This is a genomic window from Kitasatospora purpeofusca (assembly GCF_034043715.1).
GTDB lineage: Bacteria > Actinomycetota > Actinomycetes > Streptomycetales > Streptomycetaceae > Kitasatospora > Kitasatospora purpeofusca_A.
The window spans coordinates 15,139-37,302 of record NZ_JAXCLC010000035.1 but is presented as its reverse complement, the minus strand read 5'-3'; the positions used below and the strand labels follow the sequence as shown (position 1 = coordinate 37,302).

The window sequence follows — 22,164 nt, the reverse complement described above, 5'->3', positions numbered from 1 at the left end:
GGGCGGATCAGGTGTTGTCGCGGGGGATGCGGTGGTGCCACTCCTTCGTGAAGACCACGTTGCCGGCCTCTTCCGCCCGGAGCTGGGTGTGGGCGAGGAGGTGGGTGGCGTCGCAGCGGAGTTCGGTGCGGGTGTGGAGGGTGATGTCCCAGCCGAGGGCGGGGCGTTCGAGGCGGAGGGTGTGGTCGGTGCGGGCCTGGGCGCTGAGGGGGGTGGCGGTGAGGACGCGGTAGGCGGTGACGGTGTGCTCGTCGCGGACCAGGCCGTCGGGGTGGGTGCGGGTGCCGTCGGTGGCGGGGGAGAGTTCGGTGCGCCATTCGCGGCGGCCGATGTCGTGGACGGTGACCCGTTCGGGGCGGGCGATGAGCGGTTCGGTGAGGTGCAGCGGGGGCGGCAGGGGGAGGGTGGGGGAGCGGAAGGGGGCCGCGTCGGTGCTGGTGGCCGGGTCGTGGACGGGGAGGGTGAGGGCGGAGTGGGAGGGGTCGACGGCGAAGCCGTCGGGGTCGGCGCAGGGCCACAGCCAGGGCCAGTAGCTGGAGGAGAGGGTGAGCCGCAGCCGGTGGCCGGGCGGGACGGTGGCGCCGACCGGGGCGAGCGCGAGGACCGGGTAGGGGTCGCCGGGGCCGTCGGGGTCGGCCGGGAGGGTGAGGAAGCCCCGGGTGAGCAGGGTCGAGGTGCCGTCCGGGGCGACGGCGCAGAGACGGGCGGCGACCAGGGTGCCGCCGCTTCCCGAGGACGGAGACGGAGACGGGGGCGGGGCCGGGGCCGGGTGCAGAGTCAGGGCCGGGGAGCCGTGGAGCTCCAGCGGTTCGGGCAGCGGCCGGGAGTCGAAGCAGACCGAGCGGCCGTCCTCCTCGCGCTGGTCCGGCGGCCGGTCGGCGGGGCGGCCGTGCGCGACGTACGCGCCGGCGTTGAGGCCGGTGTGCTGGGGGGAGCGGACGCGCACCCAGCGGTCCTCGGAGGCGGTGCCGGCGGCGCGCAGCGGGCCGTCGAGGCCGTAGTGGACCTCGCGGACGCCGGGGGACGGCCAGGGGTCGTCGGCGGACCAGCGGGTGCCGAGCCAGCTGCGCAGGGCGGGGGTGTCGAGGGCGCCGTTGTCGAGGTCGCGCAGCCAGTGGTCGTACCAGCGCAGGGCCTCGGGGAGGAGTTCGTCGGGGAGTCCGTGCGGCCAGGGGCCGAGGACGGCGCGGACGGGGGTGGCGGCGGTGGACCGTTCGGCGAGTGCGAGCACCGTCGCGGCGGCCGGGTCGGACCAGCCGGCGATGGCGAGGGTGGGCACGGCGGCGGCCGGCGCGGGGGCCGCCGGGGCGGTGAGCCAGTCGGCGAGCGGGGGTTCGAGGGCGGCGAGGCGGGCCAGCCACAGGGCCCGCCAGTCGTCGCCGACGTAGAGCGGGTCGGGTGGCCGGGCGGCGTCGGCGAGGTGGGCGGTGGCGCGGGTGTGGCCGTCGGCGGCCAGGACGGCGCCGCCGAGGCGGTGCGGGCCGTCGGGGCAGGCGGTGACGACGGCGCGCACGGCGTCCGGGGCGCGGTCGGCGATCCGCAGGGCGAGGGCCCCGGCCGCGCCGGTGCCGAGCAGGCCGATCCGTCCGTTGCACCAGGGCCGGTCGGCGAGGCGGCGGACCAGTTCGGCCCCGTCCTCGACGAGTGCGTCGGCCGAGGCGGCGGTGGGCGGCAGTCCGCCGGAGTTGCCGTGGCCCCGGGCGTCGACCCGGACGGCGGCGTGGCCGTGGCCGGCGAACCAGGGGTGGCGGCGGGCGTCCTCGGTGGCGGTCCAGTCGGTGAGCCGGCCGGTGGAGTACTCCAGGACGACGGGGACGGGCGCGTCGGTCGCGGGGCGCCAGAGGCGGGCGTACAGCTCGGTGCCGTCGGGGAGGGGGACGCGCAGGTCCTCGCGGGTGGTGCGGTGCGGGTACGAGGGCATGGCCGCTCCCATCGGGTCCCGTCGGTGCGGATCATTCCGACACTAGGGGAGGAAGCGGCCGTGCGCCTGCTGGGGGCGGCCAGGCCCGTGGGAACGGTCGCGTCCGGTGTCCGACGCCCGGTACCCGACGCCCGGTGCCCGACGCCCGGCGGACAGGCCGGACGCCCGACGCCCGGCGGACGGGCCGGACGCCGGACGCCGGGCGCGACCGACCGGCCTCAGGCCTTGCTCAGCCAGGCGGTGGCGTTGAGGGCGAGGGCGGCGTTGGTGCCGGCCGGGTCGTCCCAGCCGTTGAACAGGTTGTTGCCGGACTGCCCGGTGCCGTCGTCGGCGGGGGAGCTGTCGCCCCAGGCGGCGACCCGGCCGCTGCCGTAGCCGCTGGTGACGAAGAAGGCGCCGGTGTTCCCGGACGAGCCGGTGCGGTAGACGATGCCCTTGACCGCGGGGTTGTCGGCCGGCTTGAGGGTGAAGGTGGTGCCGGAGCGCAGGATCGAGCCGGTGACGGTGCCGAAGGGGCCGTGCAGCACCGGGTCGGCGGCGTCGTTGACGGCGCGCGGGTTGTCGGTGGAGATGTTCTTGACGTCCACCGAGAAGCCGAACGGGTCGTTGTTGTTCACGCCGTTGTTGGTGAACAGGTCGTTGATGATCGCCGGGGAGTCCCAGCCGTCGTTGTTGCGGTCGCTCTGGTTGTGGTCGGAGACGAGGAACAGCCCGCCGCCGTTCTGCACGAAACGGATGATCGCGGACTTCTCCGCCGCGGAGAAGCGGATGTTCGGCTCGGGGATCACGAAGGTGTCGAAGTTGGCGAGGTCGAGCGCGGCGCCGGTGCCGTAGCTGATGGTGGAGCCGGCCGGGAGGGTCTTCAGGCTGTACTGGCCGGTCCGCTGGAGGGCGACGCCCCAGGCGGAGAGGGCGCCGGTCCAGCTCTTCTCGGTGGTGGGGTCGGCGTTCTGGGTGCGCGGGTCGGGCTGGGCGGTGGAGATGATCCAGTCCGCGTTGCCGGCGGTCTCGCCCTTGCTGTTGTCGAACAGGACGCGGTGGGGGAGCGCCGAGGTCGCGGCGGCGGCCGGGGCGGGCGCGGTGAGCGCGAGCGGGCCGGTGGCGAGCAGGGCGGACGCGGCCAGCGCGAGCGTGCTTCGACGGAGCATCATGTGCCGTCCCTCCGGAGGGGGTTGGGGTGCCGGACGACCGAGTATCCGCGCGTAGAACGGCGTCCGCCAGCGCGTCGGGGTTACAGCTTCTTGTACGGTTCATGACCATTTCTGTCCAGGAGGGGCCCGGGAGAGGCCCGGGGAGGTCGGCGATACCTCCGGCGACATGTCCGGGGGCGTCCTGTTCGTCCACCACCCGGTGACCAGGTCGTAATTGCGCATGACTTGCAACTAATTACGACGAGAAGGAAAGATGGCCCAGCTCCGGCGTCCCGGAGCCGCTACGGCCCCACGAAAGGACACCCCCGATGACCGGCCTCCGCTGGCGCGACCGGCTCACCCGTGAGGAGTGGATCCGCCTGGCAGGTATGGGTGGTTTCATCCTCGCGCTGCACGTGATCGGCTGGTTCACCCTGCTCGCGGTCATCGCGCCCCAGCGCTACCAGGTCGGCGGCCAGGTCTTCGGTGCCGGCATGGGGCTCACCGCGTACACGCTCGGCATGCGGCACGCCTTCGACGCCGACCACATCGCCGCCATCGACAACACCACCCGCAAGCTGATGGGCCAGGGCAAGCGTCCGCTGTCGGTCGGCTTCTGGTTCTCGCTCGGCCACTCGTCCATCGTCTTCGGGCTCTGCGCCCTGCTCGCGCTCGGCATCCGCTCGCTGGCCGGCCAGGTCGAGGAGGACGGTTCCACCCTGCACGAGACGACCGGCCTGATCGGCGTCACCGTCTCCGGCACCTTCCTGCTGGCGCTCGGCCTGATCAACCTGGGCGCGTTCAACGGCATCCTCAAGGTCTTCCGGCGGATGCGCGAGGGCGAGTACGACGAGGCCGAGCTGGAGGCCCAGCTGGAGAAGCGCGGCTTCATGAACCGCATCCTCGGCCGGGTGACCAGGGCCGTCACCAAGCCCTGGCACATGTACCCGGTCGGGCTGCTGTTCGGCCTGGGCTTCGACACCGCCACCGAGGTGTCGCTGCTGGTGCTGGCCGGCGGCGCGGCGGCGTTCCAGCTGCCCTGGTACGCGCTGCTGGTGCTGCCGGTCCTGTTCGCCGCCGGGATGAGCCTGCTGGACACCATCGACGGCTCGTTCATGAACTTCGCCTACGAGTGGGCGTTCTCCAAGCCGGTCCGGAAGATCTACTACAACCTGACCGTCACCGGGCTCTCGGTGCTGGTCGCCCTGGTCATCGGCTCGATCGAGCTGATCGGGCTGCTCGGCGAGAAGCTGGACATCGGCAGCGGCCCGGTCGCCTGGATCGGCGAGCTGGACCTCAACTTCGTCGGCTACGCCATCGTCGGCCTGTTCGTCCTGACCTGGGCGGCGGCGATCGCGTACTGGAAGCTCGGCAACGTCGAGGAGAAGTGGTCCGCCGGCCTCACCGCCGCGGCCGCCGAGAAGGCCGAGTAGCCGACCGAAGGCGAGCAGCGGCGCCCGGAACGCGGGAACGGAGCGCGGGAACGGAGCGCCGGAACGGAGCGCGGGAACGGAGCGCGGGAACGGAGCGCCGGAACGGAGCGCGGGAACGGAACGCGGAACGGAACGCCGGAACGGAAAGCGGCCGGGCCCCGGGGGAGAACCTCCGGGGCCCGGCCTTACCTGTCTTTCGATGTCACAACGGTGGAGCGTCGGTCAGAGGTTCCGCACAGGGCCCCGCCGACCGGTCCGGCTCAGTACCGCGGGTCAGTACCGCGGCTCAGTACCGCGGGTCAGTACCGCGGCTCAGTACCGCGGGTCCACCCGGTAGATCGGACGGTCCGGCACCCACCAGTGGCTGGAGCGCCAGATCCCGAAGGTGAAGCGCACCCCGTGGCTGCCCCGCTTGTTGGCGGCCTTGATGAACTGCTTGCCGACCTTCTTCATCAGGTAGGCCAGCGCCCACAGCACGTAGCCGGCGGCCCGGGCGGCCCAGTGCGGCAGCTTCCGCAGGATCTTCGAGATGCCCTGGCTGATCTTGCCGGAGACGTAGAGCAGGGTGCCGATGGTGTTGCCCTCGGCGCGGCTGAAGTAGGCGACCCACTTCTTGCGCCAGGACATCCCGGTCAGGTCGTCCATGGTGATCGGGTCGACCGGGTAGCCGTAGGCGTTCGGCGAGCCCTCCAGCACCGGGTCGGTCTGCAGGAACCGGCCGGTGGCCGGGTCGTACAGCCGGACGCCCATCAGGGTGAGGCCGGAGAGGCTGTCGCCCTCGCGCTGCGCCCCGCCGAGCCAGCCGTACTCGGTCGAGCCGGTGGCGTCGACGATGTTGCCGTACTCGTCGTAGTGGTAGACGGCGAGGTCCTGGGTGCCGTCGGGCGACATCTGGACCGAGACGTCACCGTGCAGGTTGGTCAGCAGCAGGACCGCGCCGCCGTCGGTGCCGGTGGCGGCGGTGAGCCGGCCGGTCAGGTCCAGGACGTTGCGGGTGAGCTTGCCGGCCGCGTCCTTGGACCAGGACGGGCTGTCGGTGCCGCCGTCGAAGTGCTTGGTGTCCTGGCCGGTGACGGCCCAGGTGCCGTCGGCGCCCCGGGTCTCCGTGGTGTTCACCGCGAGGCGGCCGGAGGCGTCCAGGTCCCAGGTCCTGCGGGTGTCGCCGAGGGTCTCGGTGCGGACCAGGTCGTTGGCGTAGTAGCCGAGCTGGGTGCCCTTCGGCAGGGCGGTGGTGCGGCCGTAGGCGTCGTACGCGTAGCCGGCGTCGGTGAGGCGGTCGGCGGTGTCGTAGCCGTGGTTCTCCGACTTGGTGACGGCGTCCTGGGTGGCCGGGTCGCAGTCGTCGGTGACGCCGGTGCGGTTGGTCCGGTTGCTGCTCCGGTCGAACGTGTAGGTCCGGGTGGAGCAGGCCAGGCCGGTGCTGTCGGCGGCCCTGGTCAGGCGGCCGGTGGCGTCGTAGGTGTAGCCGCTGGTGGTGCTGTTGCCGTCGGACTGGGTGCGGCCGGCCTGCTGCCCGTGGACGGTGTAGTCCGCGTTGTCGGCCAGCAGGACGGTGCCCGCCTGGTTGGTGTAGGTCTTGCCGGTCTGGATGCCCCGGCTGTCGTAGCTGTTGGTCAGGGTGTTGCCGCCGGGCATGGTCTGGGTGACCAGCCGGCCCTCGACGTCGTAGGAGGCGGTGAAGGTGCCCGCGACCGAGTCGGCCAGGGTGGTGGGCAGGCCGCGCGGGTCCTTGGCGGTGTCGTAGCCGTAGCTGACGGTGGACGGCACCGAGTCGGACTTCTTCACCGGCCGGTCGAGCTTGTCGTACTCGGTGGTGGTGACGTTGCCGGCGCCGTCGTCGTAGGAGACCTGGCGGCCGAGCTTGTCGTAGCCCTGGGTGATGGTGGCCTTGCCGTTGTCGATGTTGGCGAGCTCACCGGTGACCGGGTCGTAGCCGAGCACGGTGTCCGCGACCGCCGTGCCGGTGCCGCCGGAGACCGAGACCTTCACCGGCCGGCCGGCCGCGTCGTAGCTGCGGGTGGTGGTGCGGGTGACGCCGTTGGCGGTCTCGGTGAGCACCGAGACGTTGCCCCAGCGGTCGTACTGGAAGGTCTTGGTCGGCAGCTGGAGCGGGTTGGTGCCGCCGCCGGCGATCTGTGCGGCCGGGGCGATGGAGCAGACCAGGTCCGCCCACTCCGGGTGGCCGGCGCAGGCGCCGGTGCCGTTCGGGCCGTAGTACGAGGTCACCGTGGTGGCCGCGTCGGAGCCGGTGGAGTTCGGGCGGCTCTGCGAGGTCACCCGGCCGCTCGCGTCGTAGCCGGTGCTGGTGGTGATCTTCAGCCCGGCCGGGTCCTGGACGGACTGGGTGGGCAGGCCCTGGGCCCAGTCGTAGCCGGTGGCGGTCCGGCGGGTGTCGGCGTCGGCGGCGTAGCCGTCGATCCGGGCGCCGACGGTCACCGAGGTCGCCTTGTCGCTGACCGAGGCGGTGGCCGGACGGCCCTCGTCGTAGGTGTTCACGGTGTGGGCGCGGGCGGCGACCTCGGCGCCGGCGGTGAGCGCCGGGGAGGTGCCGGAGGCGGCCAGGTCGTGCTCCAGGGTGACCAGCTGCAGCGGGTCGTACTGCTCGACCAGCCGCTTGCCGTCGGCGGAGTGGACGGAGGTCGAGGAGAGCACCTGGGCGCGGTCGGCCGTGGAGCGGCCGGCGATGCCGAGGGCGCGCAGCTTGTTCAGGCCGTCACCGGTGGTGGCCAGGGCGAGGACGCGGTTCTCCGCGGAGAGGGTCCGCACCTGGCTGCCGAAGGCGTTGTACTCGGTGGTGGTGATCCCGCCGCCGGGGGTGGCGGTGTTGACCTCGCGGCCGGAGGCGTTGGTGTAGGTCACGGAGGCGCGGTTGTACGCGGCGGTGCCGAGCGCCTTGCCGTCGTGGGTCGACGGGACGGCGTCGGGCGGCAGCACGGCGGTGGCGTCGGTCGGGGCGTCGGTCTGGCCCCAGGCCGCGACGTCGGACGGCGCCAGCGGGTACGGCGCGTTGGCGCCGCTCAGCGGGACGTCGTAGACCACCGAGGTGGTCGCGGTGCCGTCGGTGACGTCCTTGCTGCCCTGCTTGAGGGTGGGCCGGGAGGCGGCGAGCAGCATGCCCTCGCCGGCGGTGGCGGCGTTGCCGGCCTTGCCGTACTCCAGGGTCCACGGCAGTTCGCCGGGCTCGGTGACGCTGGTGACCCGGCCGGTGGCGTCGTAGCCGTACGCGGCCTTCGGGGTCGGGCCGACCCTCGGGTCCCGGACCTCGCGCAGCCGGCCCTGGTCGTCGTACGCGTACTGGGAGACGACGACGGGGGTGGCGGCGGAGGCGCCCGGGTCGGTGGACCAGAGCCGGATCTGCTTCACCTGGCCGGCCACGTCGCCGAAGGCGGACGCGGTGGCGGTGGTGGCGTCGGCGTAGACGTACTCCAGCACCCGGCAGCCGGCCGTGGACGGCACGGCGGCGCAGTTGGCGGAGGCGGTCGCCGAGGTGGGCGCGACCACGTACTTCGGGCGGGCCAGGGTCTTCCCGCCGGTGACGACCTTCTCCGAGACCACCGAGGTGGTGGAGTTGTCGCTGGGCAGCGAGGAGCCGGAGGCCTGCCAGGTGGTGGCGGCCGGGTCGACCTTGGCGAAGGTGACCGTGGTGCCCTCGGTGTCCTTGAGGGTGAAGGCCCCGGTGAACCCGCCGGCCAGGGTGAGGCTCTCGGCGCCGGGCTCGGGCTTCCAGCCGCCCGCGCCGGTGGCCGTGAAGCCGACCTCGGAGCCGTCTGCGGAGACCACCGAGAGGGAGGTCGCCGAGGTCTGCCGGACGTAGGAGTAGTCGGCGTCGGTGATCTCGGCGGTGGTGCCGGAGCTCCACTGCGGGCCGAAGATCGCCGCCTGGCCCTCCTGGGCCGCGCCGTTGGTGGGCCGGCGGGACGAGAAGGAGCGCTCGGCGTGCAGGCCGAAGGCCTCGGCGTCGGTCTCGGAGAGGGTGAGGTCACCGGTGAGGGTGTTGACCTCGCCCGGGCCGACCCCGGTCTCCGGGGCGGTGCCCGCGTTGCGGTCCACCGTGACGGTGTTGGGCTCGGTGGCGTCGGTGGCGGTGCCGTCGGTGAAGACCGCGCGGACGTCGACCGGGCCGTTCTCGGCCAGGGTGTCGGTGATGTTCCAGGTCAGCGCGGCCGGCTTGCCGCCGGGGGCGGCGAACGGCCAGGCGGTGACCGGCTGGCCGCCGGTGGTGGTGACGTTGGCGGTCGGGACGTCCTTCCAGGCGTCCGTCTCGCCGCGGCGGTACTGGTAGCGCACGCCGGTGTAGGTGCTGTTGCCCTCGGCCTGCAGCGAGGTGCGGCGGGCCGGGCGCTCGCCCGCGCCGGGGGCGACCAGGGCGGAGCCCTTGCCGGCGTAGAAGGTGTACGTCCGGTCGGCGGAGACGTTGCCCGCGGCGTCCCGGCTGTGCGCGGTGACGGTGTGGGCGCCGGCCTTGAAGGTCAGCTTCGCGGTGACCGGGGTGCCGGTGGTGGTGGCGGTGACCCAGGCGCCGCCGTCCAGCTTGTACTGGACGTCCTTCACGTCGCCGGTCGGCGGGGTGAGGGTGAAGTTGCCGCTGTAGTCGCCGTTGGCGTCCGGGGTGCCCGCCCACTGGCCGGCCGGGAAGTCCCCGGAGGCGATCGTGGTGACGCCGGGCGCGGTGGTGTCCACGGTGAAGGTGCGGAACGCGGACCAGGCGCTGTTGGCGGTGCCGTCCCAGGAGCGGGAGCGCCACTTGTAGCCGCCGGCCGGCAGCGCGGTGCCGGGGGTCCAGGTGAAGGTGGAGCCGGAGGCCGCGTAGGCGGTGTGGCCGGACTGCAGCGCCGCGGTGCCGTTGGCCGCCCAGACCTCGAAGTCGAGCAGGACGTTGCCGCCGTCGGGGTCGGTCGCCTTGGCGGACAGGGTCGGGGTGGCGTCGCCGGTGAGCGCGCCGTTGGCCGGCGCGAGCAGGGTGGAGACGGCCGGCGGGGTGTTGTAGGTCACCGACAGGTAGGGCGTGTTGGCGGACGCGTTGCCGGAGTTGAACTTCTTCCAGCCGTACGGGTCGCTCTCGTCGGTGGCGCGGATGCCCAGCGTGTTGTTGGCGTTGCCGTTGCCGGCCCAGGCCTGCACCAGTGAGGTGATGTCCTGGTTGACCCAGCCGTCGTTGCAGGAGCTGGAGTAGCCCTTGGTCGAGGTGGAGGTGGCCCACTTGCGGTTCCAGCCGGGCTGCGCGGTCCACCGGGTGCTGGTGGTGGCGCTTCCGGTGTCCCAGACGTCCCAGCCCTTGGCGGTGCAGGACCAGCTGTGGAAGTTCCACAGGTTGAGCTTGCCGCCGGTGACCTGCTTCCCGCTGATCTTCGCCATCGGGAACTGCAGGAAGGAGCGGGCGATCTGGCCGGAGCCGTTGTTGCCCAGCTTCAGTTCGGTCTGCGCGGAGACGTCGGTGGCGTAGCCCTGCTGGACGAAGGTGTCGAAGCCGACGCCGATGTTGACCGCCGGGTCGACGGTGACCGGGTACTGGGTCGCCGGGTCGTTGAGGAAGGCCGCGTCCGGGGTGAGCGTGAGGTCGACGGCGTTGCCGTTCTGGGTGACCGTCAGGCCGACCGGGGCGGTGTGGGTGTGGTCGCCGCTGCGCGCGTCGACCTTGGCGTCCCACATCACCGGGGCGGGCAGCTGGCCCTTCTCCTCGCCGGTGGCCGGGTCGAGGAAGGAGACCGAGTTGTCCGCGTTGTGGCGCGCCCGCAGACCGGCCGCGTCCAGGGTCATGGTGACGGTGCCGTTGGCGCCGACCGCGCTGCGGTCCTTGAGCTCGAGGAACTGCTCGAAGCCGGTCCGGGTGGACTCGATGATCAGATCGGTGGCGGTGAGCGCGTCCTGGTACCGGGCCCTGGTGCCGTCGACGACGGGGGCGGGCAGGGTGCCGCGCCAGGACAGCGACATGCTGGTGCCGTTGCCGTTGTCCAGCGAGACCAGGGGGACGGCCGGGGCCTGCTGGTCGCCGGCCGGGGCGCCGGCGGCCTTGAACTTCGAGGCGGCGGCGGGCGCGGTGGCACCGGCCAGCGAGAGTCCGAGCGGGTGGCCCTTGGCCTTGACCGAACCGTCGGCCTGCTGGGCCAGGTTCACGTCGATCGGCCGGAGGCTGCCGTCCTTGTCCTTGAAGCGGACGGGGCCGGAGGCGAGGTCCAGGGTGGTGGTGCCGTCCGGGTTGATCCAGGTGGTGGTGGCCTCGCCGCGCTCGTCGGTCACCTCGATCCGGCGGTTCTCCAGCCGTGCCTTGAGGTGGGCGGTGGCGATGTCCTTGGCCTCGGCCGGGCCGAGGGCCTTGCCGGGCTTGGGGGCGGGGGCCTCGGGGGTGACGGCGACGGCCTGGCCGGTCGTCATGATGACGGCGGCGGCCTCGGCGGCGAGGACCACGGCGAGGGCGACGGCGGTGTTGCGCAGTACGCCGTTGCGGCGGCGTGCGGCGGAGGCGGCTGGCACGGTGTTCCCGGCGTGACGCCGGGGTGGTGTGCCGGTCGGCTGTGACATTGAGCTCCTCGACGATCTGTGATGAGGGGTTCGACGGCGACACGCGTCCGCGTCCGGGCACGGCCGTGCGGGCCCGGGGAACCGGGCCGGTGCGCGGGCATGCCTGTAGGCATATGCATGTCAATAAAGGACCGGTCCAGGCCATAGGCATGAATCGGCCAAATCCGTGGGAGTGAGCAACCGTCCGAAATCAGGACGGAAGGCGGGAGCGTGTCCGGCGGAGGGCCCCGCGGCCTACGGTGGAGCCGCCACCGTGAAGCGGCTCGCGGGGCCCTCCGCCAGTGCGCGGCGGAGCAGGGCGTACGCCCTCAGCTCGGCCGCCTCCCGGTCGGGGGCGCGGACGTACAGCACGATGCCGACGCCCCCCGGGAGAGCGCGGGCGCGAACGTGTTCCAGGCCGTCGCCCGGAGCCGCGCGCGCCCACAGGGCGCCCTGGACGTCGGCGGGTCCGGCCTCGCCGGCGGGCGCGGCCGAGACGTCCAGGAGAGTCAGTTGGACGGCGAACACCGAACGGTCAGTCCCAGCCGATGCCCGGGCCGTCGGCGCGGGGCGAGTCCCAGCCGATGCCTCCGGTCTCCAGGATCCCCGGGGTGTCCCAGCCGATGCCGGGGCCGTCCCAGCCGATGCCCGTCCCGTCGGCGTGGGTGGCCACGGGGAGGGCGGCGGCCGGGGCGGCCTGGGCGGAGGCGGCGGGAGCGACGACGGCGGCGAGGGTCAGTGCGAGGGCGGCGGCGGCGAGCAGCCGGACGGGCTTCGGCACGGAGGTTCCTGTTCTGTGCACGGTGGTTCAGGGCGTGGTGTCGGTGCGTGCTGTGCGTTCGGTGCCTGCGGTGCGTGGTGCCGGGGCGTGCGTGCGGTGCCTGCGGTGCGTGCTGTGCCTGCGGTGCGTGCGGTGCGTGGTGCCGGGTCGTGCGGGTGTGGTGCGTGGTGCGGGTGCGCGCGGTCGGGTGCTGCCCGCAGACCGCATCCTTCCGGCACCCGGTCCGCGCCGGGAGGGAGTTCGCCCGGCAGCATCCGGCCAGGCAGCTTGCTGCAACCCCGGGACGGCAACCCGGGGGTGGCGCGGGTCGGCCTGATCCCTCTGCGGAACAGACCGGACGGTCCGGTTCGGGTCGGGTGACCGGAACACGCCTTGTGGCGGCGGGAGCGCCGGAGGAAGGATCGGGAACCGCCGGGCGGGACCGGGATTTCCATCGTGGGACACGATGTCGTGACGATCAGGGGTCGTTGACGTGCTGGAACTGCTGGGCCTGGACACCACCGCGGAAGCCGTCTACCGCGAGATGCTCGCGGATCCGGAGGGCGGGGTGGTCGAACTCTGCGAACGGCTCCACCTCCCCGAGGCCGCCGTCCGGGCCGCCCTCGACCGCCTCGCCGACCTGACCCTCCTGCGCGCCTCCCGGGAACGCCCCGGCGCGCTGTGGCCGGTCAGCCCCGAGCGCGGACTGGAACTGCTGCTGCGCCGCCAGGAGGAGGAGCTCGCCCGCCGCCAGCAGGAGCTGGCCGTCTCCAAGGCCGCGGTGGCGCGCGCCGTCGCGGAGTACGCCACGCTCCGCTCGGCCACCCTGGTGGACGGCGGCGAGCGCCTGGTCGGCCTCGACGCCATCCAGGCCAAGCTGGAGACGCTGACCGCCCGGCTGACCACCGAGTGCCTGGGGGTGATGCCCGGCGGCGCGCAGTCCGCCGCCAGCCTGGCCGCCTCCCGCCCGCTGGACGAGGACGCGCTGAGACGCGGCGTCAGCCTGCGCACCATCTACCAGGACAGCGTCCGCAACGACCCGGAGACCTTCGCCTACACCCAGTGGATGACCGGCCTGGGCGGCCGGGTGCGCACCGCCCCGGTGCTGCCGCCGCGGATGCTGGTCTTCGACGGCACCACCGCCGTGGTGCCGATCGACCCGGAGAACACCAGGGCCGGCGCCCTGTGCACCGAGGAGCCCGGGATCGTCGCCTCCCTGGTCGCGCTGTTCGAGCAGACCTGGGAGACCGCCGTCCCGCTCGGCGGCGACCCGCGCCCCGAGGACGCCGGCACCGGCCTCAGCCCCGGTGAGCGCGAACTGCTGCGGTTGCTCTCCACCGGGCTGACCGACGACGCGGCGGCCAAGCGGCTGGGCGTCTCGGTGCGGACGGTCCGCCGGCAGATGGCGGCGCTGATGGAGCGTCTGGAGGCGGCCAGCCGCTTCGAGGCGGGTCTGAAGGCGGCCCAGCGCGGCTGGTTGTAGCCGGCGTCACAGCTTCGGGGTAACGGTTCGTCGCCGTGCTGGAGATCCTGGAGAAGTTCACCTCCAGGCTCTTGTCCGGTCATTTTCTACGCGCGTATCTTTGGGGCGCTGCGGGGGGCGGTTCCCGACTCCACGCGGATTTCTACGCGGGTAGCGGGACAGCGGGCCGGGCACCGGCCGATGCACCCGGCCCACCCGCCCGGCCGACCGCCGACCCACCCCCGTGCACCACCCGAGCTAGGAGCCCCGTTCCGGTGACCATGCCCATCGCTCCCCGTCCGCGCTCGCGCCGCGCCCTGCTGCGCGCGGCGATCATCCCGGCCGGCCTGGCCGCCTCCCTGGTGCTGGCCCCGCTGTCCGCCGCCGTGGCCGCGCCGTCCGCGGACGCGCTGATCGCCGAGGTCTACGGCGGCGGCGGCAACTCGGGCGCCACCCTGAAGAACGACTTCGTCGAGCTGGCCAACAAGGGCGGCGCCGCCTTCGGCCTGGACGGCTGGAGCGTCCAGTACATATCGGCCGCGCCCGGCCCCAACTCCCAGTGGGGCGTCACCCCGCTGACCGGTTCGATCGCCCCCGGCGGGCGCTACCTGGTCGGCGAGGGCGCCGGCGCGGCGGGCACCGTCGAGCTGCCCACCCCGGACGCGGCGGGCTCGCTGGCGCTCTCCGGTACCAGCGGCACCGTCGCGCTGGTCCGCGGCACCGACCCGCTGACCTGCAAGACCGCGGCCGACTGCGCCGCCGACCCGCGGGTGCGCGACCTCGTCGGCTTCGGCACCGCCGTGGTCCACGAGGGCTCCGCCTCGGTGGCCGGTGCCTCCAACACCGCCTCGGTCGCCCGCAAGGCCGGTCTGCCGGACACCGACGACAACGCCGCCGACCTCGCGGCCGGCGCCCCGTCGCCGACCAACAGCAAGGGCGAGGTCGCCGAGGGCTCCACCCCGACCGGCCCGACCGAGCCGGGCAGCGTCCGGATCCACGACGTCCAGGGCCGCACCCGGGTGTCCGACCGCACCGGCCGGACCGTCGCCGGCGTGCCCGGCATCGTCACCGGGGTGCGCGCGTACGGCTCCAAGGGCTTCTGGATCCAGGACCCGAACCCGGACGCCGACCCGGCCACCAGCGAGGGCGTCTTCGTCTACACCGGCTCCGCCAACCCGGCCGTCAAGGTCGGCGACTCGGTGCTGGTCACCGGCAAGGTGACGGAGTACTACCCGAACTTCAACGGTGGCTCGCAGTCGCTCACCCAGCTGACCAACCCCGCCGTCACCGTGGTCTCCTCCGGTAACCCGCTGCCGGCCCCGGTGGTCGTCGACACCCGCAACATCCCCGGCACCTACAGCCCGGCGGCCGGCCCGGACGGCACCGTCAACGGTGTCACCCTGGACCCGGAGAAGTACACCCTCGACTTCTACGAGTCGCTGGAGGGCATGCTCGTCGAGGTCCGCGACGTCCCGGTGGTCCAGGCCACCGACAAGTACAACGAGCTGTGGGTCGCCGCCGACCGGCAGGACCAGAAGAGCCGGCGCGGCGGCCTGCTCTACGAGTCCTACGCGGAGCCGAACGTCGGCCGGCTGATGGTGCAGCAGCAGGCGCCCGTCTCCCAGCAGGCCTTTCCGGTCGCCAACGTGGGCGACGTGCTGACCGGTGTCACCAACGGCCCGCTGGACTACAACCAGTTCGGCGGCTACACCCTGGTCGCCGGAGCCCTCGGCGCGCTCCAGGACAACCACCTCCAGCGCGAGGTGACCGCCCCGACCGCCGACCGCGAGCTCTCCATCGCCACCTACAACGTGGAGAACCTCGCCGCCACCAACCCCGACAGCAAGTTCGCCGAGCTGGCCGCCGGTGTCGTCACCCACCTGCGCTCGCCCGACGTCGTCGCCCTGGAGGAGATCCAGGACAACAACGGTGCCAAGAGCGACGGCACGGTGGACGCGAGCCTGACCGTCGCCAAGTTCGTCGCCGCCATCAAGGCGGCCGGCGGCCCGGCGTACGACTGGCGCTCGGTGGACCCGGAGGACGGCAAGGACGGCGGCGAGCCCGGCGGCAACATCCGCCAGGTCTTCCTGTTCAACCCGCAGCGGGTCTCCTTCACCGACATCCCCGGTGGCACCGCCACCACCGCGGTCGACGTGGCCGGCACCGGCTCCGCCGTCTCGCTGACCGCCTCGCCCGGCCGGATCGCCCCCGCCGACGCGGCGTGGACCAACAGCCGCAAGCCGCTGATCGGCCAGTTCTCCTTCCGCGGCAAGAAGGTCTTCGTCATCGCCAACCACTTCAACAGCAAGGGCGGCGACCAGGGCATCGACAGCCGCTTCCAGGCCCCGGTCCGCTCCTCGGAGGTCCAGCGGGTCGCCCAGGCCACGGTGGAGCAGGCCTTCGTCGCCAAGCTGCTGGCCGCCGACAAGGAGGCCAAGGTGGTCTCGGTCGGCGACTTCAACGACTACCAGTTCTCGCCCGCGCTGACCACGCTCACCAAGGACGGCGTGCTGCGCGACCTGGTGAACGAGCTGCCGGAGAAGGAGCAGTACTCGTACGTCTACCAGGGCAACTCGCAGGTGCTGGACCACATCCTGGTCAGCCCGGAGGTCGGGTACGCCAAGTACGACGTGGTGCACATCAACGCCGAGTTCGCCCAGCAGGCGAGCGACCACGACCCGCAGGTGGTCCGCATCAAGCCGTGAGGCCGGCGGAGCACGACCGAGGGGCGGTGACCGAGGACCGGTCACCGCCCCTCGGGGCTTTTCGGAGGGCGTCCCCGTGCTTTCGGGAGGGCGTCCCCCGGGCTTTCGGGAGGGCTTTTCGGAGGTGTTACCCCAGGGCCTTGAGCACGGCGTCGGCCATGACCCGCTCGCCGGTCGCGTTCGGGTGGAAGGGGACGGCCGGGGAGCCGGGCAGCGCGCCCTCGACCCAGCGGTCGGCCGAGCAGACGTCGTGCCCGCGGGTGGGCGTGGCCGTGTCCACATAGGTGGCGCCGGTGGCCTGGGCGGTGGACCGCAGCATCGTGTTCAGCCGGCCGAGCACCTCGTGCAGGTACGGGATGTCGCGCGGGGCGATCGGCTGACGCAGGACGCAGGAGGCGCCGTCGGCGGGCAGCACCGAGGGGTAGCCGACCAGCAGGATCCGGGCGTTCGGGGCCTTGGCGCGCAGCCGCCGCACGGTGTCGGCGAGACGCGGTCCGGTCCGGTCGATCCGGTCGGCGAGGTCGTCGTCGCCGTACTGCCAGGACCAGCTGGACCAGTCCCAGTACCCGTGGTGGTAGACGTCGGTGCACGGCGTGCCCAGCGGGTTGACCACGGCGCCCGCGATACAGGTCGCGATCACGTCGGCGATCCCGAGATCGCTGTCGCCGAGGTCGTTGCCGCCGATCCCGAGGGTGATCAGGTCGGTGTCGGCGGTCACCGCGTCGATCTGCGGATCGTTGACCCGGAGGAAGGCGTCGTACTGCGCCTCGGTGATCGACTTGACCTTGGCGGCGGCGCAGGTGACGTCGCGGTAGGTGGCGGCGTTCAGGGCGGCGGCGACCAGGTGGCCGTAGTTGCGGTCGGAGCGCAGGCAGAGGCCGGCCGACTGGTTCGGGACCCCCGCGCCGGCCGCGTAGGAGTCGCCGAGCGCCACGTAGCGGTGGGGGGCTGGAGTGGCGGCCTGCGCGCTGGTGGCGGTCATCGCGAGTGCGGCGACCGACGCGGCGGAAGCGAGCAGCAGGGAATTCCGGGCACGGCGGAGCACGGTTCCTCCTGGGGGAGAGAAACGGGTGGGTGGGGGTCGGGCAAGCTGGGCCACAGCTACTACTGACAGGTAAGTTACTGGCAGGTTTCGCGGTCGTCCATGCTGTGTGCATACATTTCCGAAAATCCGTCAGAGGTTTCGGCAGGCACTCCGGGGGGGAATTCCGAATTTCGCTCCGAGAGGTGTCGAAATGCATTCCGAAACGGGGTGGAGCGGAATTCGGGCGGCCTGCCGCGGCGGGGGGATGAGCGGGCGACGGCGTGGTCGGGACGGTTCCGCGCCGTCCCGCCCGGGCCCGGGCCAGCGCCCCGGCAGTTTCCGTCAATTCCCTTCTGTCGGTGTGCAGTTCATTTCGCCGGTGACGGCCGGGGCGGCCGTCCGGAGGCGGCCGGGTAGGCTGCGGCTGCCGTCCCGGTGCCACCCGGCCGGCGGGCTCCACCGTGATCGTCGGCCGCAGCGGCCTGCGGCTGCCGCGCGCACGGGCGCGGCGGCGGGCCCTGGGGAACGAGGAGGCCGAGGAACCATGAGCCGTCGCGAGCGCGACCGGGTCGGTAAGCAGGGCGGGGCCGGCAGGCAGGGCGGGGTCGGTAAGCAGGGCGGACGCGGCCCGGCGGCCCCGGTGACCGTCACCGTCTGCCGGGGCTGCTGCTGCGGCACCCAGGAGAAGCACCCGGGCGTCGACCACGCCGGCCAGTACGAGCGGCTGCGCGCGGCGGTCGGCGACGCGGGCCGGGTCCGCGCCGTGAAGTGCCTGGACACCTGCGCGCACTCCAACGTCGTGGTGGTCGGCCCCTCCAGCGAGGGCCGCGCGGCCGGCGGCCGGCCGGTCTGGCTGGGCTGGGTGCTGGCGGACGACATGATCGAGGAGATCGCCACCTGGGTGCACTCCGGCGGCCCCGGTGTCGCCGAACCTCCGGGGCTGCTCGACCTCCAGCAGATCTCGGTCTCCCGCCGCGTCGGGGAGGGACTGCCGGGCTGACCCCGCCGACCCGGACCCGCGCGTGCGGCGGCTGGCCTAGCATGACCCAGGGCGTGTCTCCCGGGCCACGCCCGCCCGGCGTGGTCCGAGGGACACGTCCTAGGCTCCGCGCGCCGACAGGAGGACGACGATGACCACGGTCTGCCGCATCTGTGCGGGCACCGGCCGCACCGCCGGCCTCAGCTGCCGGACCTGCCAGGGCACCGGCACCACCGAGGTCGGCGGTGGCGGCGGCAACTGCTTCCTCTGTGACGGCACCGGGGTCTACGTCCGCTACCGGGTCGACGCGGGCGGCGCCAAGCACGCCTACCGCGACGAGATCTGCCGCACCTGTGACGGCACCGGGAACCGGGCGGCTTCCCCCTGGGACGACGCGTCCTGACGCCGCGGGGTGTCCCCGGACCACCGGGTGGCCCTGCCCCCGGGTCCTGCTCCTGCCTCCGCCCCTTCCCCTGCTCCGGCTCCGGACGGTGACGGTTGGTCCGCGCGGGTGCGCCCGCTCACCGCATCAGCGTAGGGGGGCGCCCCAGCGGTGACCGCGTTCGTACAGACTGCCGGACGCTACGAGCATGGCTTCCCTGAACCGACTCCTCGTCCGCGTCCGCCGAAGGGCCGGTGCCCTCGCGGTACCGTGCACCCTCGTCACGGCCCTCGTCCCGATCCTCGCGCTCGGCCCGGGCGCGATCAGCGCCGCGGCCGCCCCGCTGCCCGGCGGACTCGGGCCCTGCGTGCCCGGCAGCTGCCCCGCCACCTACCCCACCTCGATCAACAACCTGCCGTTCACCGGCCGCGACAACGGCGTCAACATCTTCGTCGGCGGTGACTTCCTGGTCCGAGGCCGCGCCGCCGAGGCCGAGGGCCGCGTCGTCGTCCTCAACGCCTTCGACCAGGCGAAGGAGGCCGGGGTCAGCTCGATCTACAACGTCGGCATCGCCGGCGTCGGCTCCCGGGTCCCGCCGCCGGACGGCGCCGACTTCCTCACCACCGGCGCCGGGGTCACCGTCGCGAGCGGCCAGAGCCTGGTGGCCGAGGGCGGCGTCGTCCGGCACGCCGGACCCGTCAGCGGCACGGTGACCGGCACCTCCGTCACCGACGCCAACGCCGTCCAGCCCTACACCGGTCTGCGCGCCCAGCTCTCGGCCGCCTCCGACTGCTACGCCCGGGTCGACGGCACGCCCCGCACCCCGACCGGCACCGCCGTCAACCAGGGCGGCCAGACCCTGTTCACCGGTGACGGCAGCTCGGCGCTCCAGGTCTTCAACGCCGACTTCGACCTCGCCGGGCCGACCGGCGGCCAGCAGGGCGTCGTCTTCGCCAACATCCCGGCCGGGGCCACCATCCTGGTCAACGTCACCGGCGCCACCCGCGTCCTGAACACCTACAGCGGCGGCATCAACGACTCCGACGACCCGCTGAACGGCTACCGCGACCACCTGCTGTGGAACTTCCCCGACGCCACCTCGGTCACCCTGGCCGGCACCGGCCAGTTCCAGGGCAGCTTCCTGATCGGCGAACCGGCCTCGCAGACCACGGTCACCCTGGCCGGCGTCAACGGACGCTTCTTCACCACCGGCTCCCTCACCCACACCAGCCTGCCCGTCGGCGGCGGCGGCCAGGAGTTCCACTCGTACCCCTTCAACGGGGACCTGCCCACCTGCGGCTCCACTCCGGTGACGGGCGAGGTGCGGGTGCTGAAGACCGATTCGGTATCGGGTGCGGCGCTCGCGGGCGGTGTGTTCGACCTGTGGGAGGAGACCAACGGCATCCCCGGTCTGCAGACCTCCGGCGCCAATCCGGACACCCAGGTGGGTGCGGCCTGCACCACGGGTGCGGACGGCCTGTGCCGTCGGACGGTGGAGGTGGGTACCTACTACTGGCGGGAGACCGCGGCCCCGGCCGGCTACGACCTGCCGGCCGAGCCGGTGTTCGGTCCGCTGGTGCTGACCCCGGCCAACGCCGCGGCCGGGGTCCAGGTGACCGCCAAGGACTGCCCGTCGCCGACGCCCCCGGCCACCGGCTCGATCCACCTGACCAAGAAGGACGCCCAGTCGGGCAAGCCGCTCGACGGCGCGGCGTTCGAGCTGTGGCGGGAGGCCAACGGCATCCCCGGCCTGCAGACCCTGGGCATCAACCCGGACGCCCGGGCGGGCGGCTGCACCACCGCGGCCGGCGGCGGCTGCGACTTCACCCACCTGTCGACCGGTCAGTACTACCTGCGGGAGACCGCCGCGCCCGACGGCTACCAGCTCCCGCCGGACCCGGTCAGCGGGCCCTACCGGGTGAACGCCGACGACTGCGTGACCGTCGCCCTCACCAACAAGCAGGACGACGACTGCTGATGACGGCCGTTCCCTCGACCGGGTGAACCGGTGGCCGGGACCGTCCGGAGCGGCGCCCCCGCTCAGGACGGTCCCGGCCGGCTCGTCACGGAGCGATTCGTCCGCATACGGTTTTGCCGAGCCATGGTCGAACATTGGCGTTCGACTGACCGGTACGCCCGGGTGCGTTCACCGCCCGTCCGCGTCCGGTCAACACGTGACTGGGAGAGTCCCTCTCCATGGAAACTCCGAACATGGGCGTGCCGGCGAAGCTCGCCGAACGTATGAGCATGGCCGAGCAGCACGAGTACCTGCGGGCCCGCTTCTCCCGCCGCCGGATGCTGCGTGCCGGTGCCGTCTCGGTGGGCGCGCTGGCCGTGGGCGGCGCCCTCGGCGGCACCGCCTCGGCCGCCCCCGCGGCGCCGCAGCTGCTGGCCGGGGGCGCCACCGCGGGCATCGACGGCTCGCTGGTCGCCCCGATCGGGCGTCACCTCGCCTTCGGTCCCGAGCCGGACACCCAGTTCCGGGTCTCCTGGCAGGTGCCGGCCCCGGTGAAGCGGCCGTTCCTGCGCTACGGCAGGAACCCGTGGGACCTCAGCCACAAGATCGAGGCGGAGGTGCGCACCCTGCACACCCCGGCGCTCACCCCCACCGGCAAGGCCGTGGACCAGTACTACCTGCACGTGGCGCTGGAGGACCTGCGCCCCGACACCACCTACTACTACGGTGTCGGCCACCAGGGCTTCGACCCGGCCTCGGCGCAGGCGATCTCCACCCTCGGCACCTTCCGCACCGCGCCCTCGCGCGACCACCGCTGGGGCAAGGTGTACGAGCCGTTCACCTTCACCGCCTTCGGCGACCAGGGCGTCAGCGCCCACGCCAAGGGCAACGACCACATCGTCCTGGCCCAGAACCCGGCCTTCCACCTGCACGCCGGCGACATCTGCTACGCCGACCCGGCGGGCTCCGGCCAGGACTCCGACAAGTCGGTGTTCGACGCCACGACCTGGGACGCCTTCCTGGTGCAGACCGAGACGGTCGCCTCGAAGGTGCCGTGGATGGTCTCCTACGGCAACCACGACATGGAGGCCTGGTACTCGCCGAACGGCTACGGCGGCGAGAACGCCCGCTTCTACCTGCCGGACAACGGCCCGGACCGGCGCAGCGTCCCGGGCGTCTACTCCTTCCGCTACAAGAACGTCGGCGTCATCTCGCTGGACGCCAACGACATCTCCTACGAGATCCCGGCCAACCTGGGCGTCTCGGCGGGCAAGCAGACCCGCTGGCTGGAGCGCACCCTCAAGGACCTCCGCAACGACGAGACCGTCGACTTCGTCGTGGTCTTCTTCCACCACTGCGCCTTCTCGACCACCCACCAGCACGCCTCCGAGGGCGGTGTCCGCGAGGTCTGGGTGCCGCTGTTCGAGAAGTACCGGGTGGACCTGGTGATCAACGGTCACAACCACGTCTACGAGCGCACCGACGCGATCCTCGGCAACAAGGTCGCCAAGGCCGTGCCGAGCGGCGCCACCGTCGAGCCGGCCACGGACGGCGTGGTCTACGTGACGGCGGGCGCGGCCGGCCGCAGCCTGTACCGCTTCGACGCCCCGGACAGCTACGAGGGCCACGAGAAGCGCCTCGACTCGGTGGACACCTACTACTTCGCCAAGGGCGGCGGCAAGGTCACCGAGACGGTGGAGTGGTCGCGGGTGCGCTACACCGGCTACTCGTTCATCAAGGTGGACGTCAAGCCCGCCCACCTGGGCCAGAAGTCGGAGATGACGGTCACCGCCCTGGCGGAGGACGGCACCCGGGTCGACCACTACACCGTCCTGCGCGAGGTCGGCGCGGGCTGGGACAGCGACCGCGACGACGACGGCGAGGGCGGCGGCTGGGGCCGGTAGGCCCCGTCC

General features: G+C 73.0%; 13 protein-coding genes. 7 read left to right on the top strand and 6 right to left on the bottom strand.

Going from position 1 to position 22,164, the window contains the following annotated elements; translation table 11 throughout:
- Positions 1 to 7: 7 nt before the first annotated feature.
- A complete protein-coding gene (locus tag SM793_RS19415; RefSeq protein WP_320439475.1) occupies positions 8 to 1,921 on the bottom strand; it encodes a CocE/NonD family hydrolase in 1,914 nt (637 codons plus the stop codon).
- Positions 1,922 to 2,139: 218 nt separating this feature from the next.
- A complete protein-coding gene (locus SM793_RS19410; protein ID WP_320439474.1) occupies positions 2,140 to 3,072 on the bottom strand; it encodes a hydrolase in 933 nt (310 codons plus the stop codon).
- A 308-nt stretch (positions 3,073 to 3,380) separates the two neighbouring features.
- On the opposite strand from SM793_RS19410, the gene SM793_RS19405 reads away from it, so the two are divergent.
- Entirely contained in the window at positions 3,381 to 4,484 is a 1,104-nt protein-coding gene (locus tag SM793_RS19405) for a HoxN/HupN/NixA family nickel/cobalt transporter (protein WP_320439473.1), read from the top strand.
- Positions 4,485 to 4,796: 312 nt separating this feature from the next.
- Here the strand turns inward: SM793_RS19405 and SM793_RS19400 are convergent, their stop codons facing one another.
- The 3 genes from SM793_RS19400 to SM793_RS19390 all read right to left on the bottom strand — a co-directional run bounded on the left by SM793_RS19400 (position 4,797) and on the right by SM793_RS19390 (position 11,763).
- Entirely contained in the window at positions 4,797 to 10,955 is a 6,159-nt protein-coding gene (locus tag SM793_RS19400; RefSeq protein WP_320439472.1) for a DNRLRE domain-containing protein, read from the bottom strand.
- Between the two features lie 282 nt (positions 10,956 to 11,237).
- The gene (locus SM793_RS19395) at positions 11,238 to 11,510 is read right to left on the bottom strand and encodes a hypothetical protein (RefSeq protein WP_320439471.1); all 273 of its coding nucleotides are present in this window, start codon (positions 11,508 to 11,510) and stop codon (positions 11,238 to 11,240) included.
- Between the two features lie 7 nt (positions 11,511 to 11,517).
- Complete coding sequence (locus tag SM793_RS19390; protein ID WP_320439470.1) at positions 11,518 to 11,763, bottom strand: hypothetical protein; 246 nt, start codon at positions 11,761 to 11,763, stop codon at positions 11,518 to 11,520.
- Positions 11,764 to 12,235: 472 nt separating this feature from the next.
- On the opposite strand from SM793_RS19390, the gene SM793_RS19385 reads away from it, so the two are divergent.
- Entirely contained in the window at positions 12,236 to 13,225 is a 990-nt protein-coding gene (locus SM793_RS19385; RefSeq protein ID WP_320439469.1) for a helix-turn-helix transcriptional regulator, read from the top strand.
- Positions 13,226 to 13,485: 260 nt separating this feature from the next.
- A complete protein-coding gene (locus SM793_RS19380) occupies positions 13,486 to 15,909 on the top strand; it encodes an endonuclease/exonuclease/phosphatase family protein (RefSeq protein ID WP_320439517.1) in 2,424 nt (807 codons plus the stop codon).
- Positions 15,910 to 16,036: 127 nt separating this feature from the next.
- Here the strand turns inward: SM793_RS19380 and SM793_RS19375 are convergent, their stop codons facing one another.
- Complete coding sequence (locus SM793_RS19375) at positions 16,037 to 16,954, bottom strand: SGNH/GDSL hydrolase family protein (RefSeq protein ID WP_320439468.1); 918 nt, start codon at positions 16,952 to 16,954, stop codon at positions 16,037 to 16,039.
- Positions 16,955 to 17,477: 523 nt separating this feature from the next.
- Between SM793_RS19375 and SM793_RS19370 the strand changes: the two genes are divergently transcribed.
- From SM793_RS19370 to SM793_RS19355, 4 genes are all read left to right on the top strand, one after another.
- Positions 17,478 to 17,933: a (2Fe-2S) ferredoxin domain-containing protein gene (locus SM793_RS19370; RefSeq protein WP_320439467.1), complete on the top strand. Its 456-nt coding sequence runs from the start codon at positions 17,478 to 17,480 to the stop codon at positions 17,931 to 17,933.
- A gap of 130 nt (positions 17,934 to 18,063) precedes the next feature.
- Positions 18,064 to 18,315 (top strand): hypothetical protein, encoded by a 252-nt coding sequence (locus tag SM793_RS19365; RefSeq protein ID WP_320439466.1) that lies wholly within the window; start codon positions 18,064 to 18,066, stop codon positions 18,313 to 18,315.
- Between the two features lie 187 nt (positions 18,316 to 18,502).
- Positions 18,503 to 20,272, top strand: a complete 1,770-nt coding sequence (locus tag SM793_RS19360) for a choice-of-anchor A family protein (RefSeq protein WP_320439465.1) — start codon at positions 18,503 to 18,505, stop codon at positions 20,270 to 20,272.
- Positions 20,273 to 20,490: 218 nt separating this feature from the next.
- Positions 20,491 to 22,155: a metallophosphoesterase family protein gene (locus SM793_RS19355; RefSeq protein ID WP_320439464.1), complete on the top strand. Its 1,665-nt coding sequence runs from the start codon at positions 20,491 to 20,493 to the stop codon at positions 22,153 to 22,155.
- Positions 22,156 to 22,164: the final 9 nt, after the last annotated feature.

Bases quoted from the DNA above. Each gene is read 5' to 3' on its own strand.
- SM793_RS19370 (WP_320439467.1), top strand. From the start codon at position 17,478: ATGAGCCGTCGCGAGCGCGACCGGGTCGGTAAGCAGGGCGGGGCCGGC.
- SM793_RS19410 (WP_320439474.1), bottom strand. From the start codon at position 3,072: ATGATGCTCCGTCGAAGCACGCTCGCGCTGGCCGCGTCCGCCCTGCTC.
- SM793_RS19360 (WP_320439465.1), top strand. From the start codon at position 18,503: ATGGCTTCCCTGAACCGACTCCTCGTCCGCGTCCGCCGAAGGGCCGGT.
- SM793_RS19415 (WP_320439475.1), bottom strand. From the start codon at position 1,921: ATGCCCTCGTACCCGCACCGCACCACCCGCGAGGACCTGCGCGTCCCC.
- SM793_RS19355 (WP_320439464.1), top strand. From the start codon at position 20,491: ATGGAAACTCCGAACATGGGCGTGCCGGCGAAGCTCGCCGAACGTATG.
- SM793_RS19405 (WP_320439473.1), top strand. From the start codon at position 3,381: ATGACCGGCCTCCGCTGGCGCGACCGGCTCACCCGTGAGGAGTGGATC.
- SM793_RS19380 (WP_320439517.1), top strand. From the start codon at position 13,486: ATGCCCATCGCTCCCCGTCCGCGCTCGCGCCGCGCCCTGCTGCGCGCG.
- SM793_RS19365 (WP_320439466.1), top strand. From the start codon at position 18,064: ATGACCACGGTCTGCCGCATCTGTGCGGGCACCGGCCGCACCGCCGGC.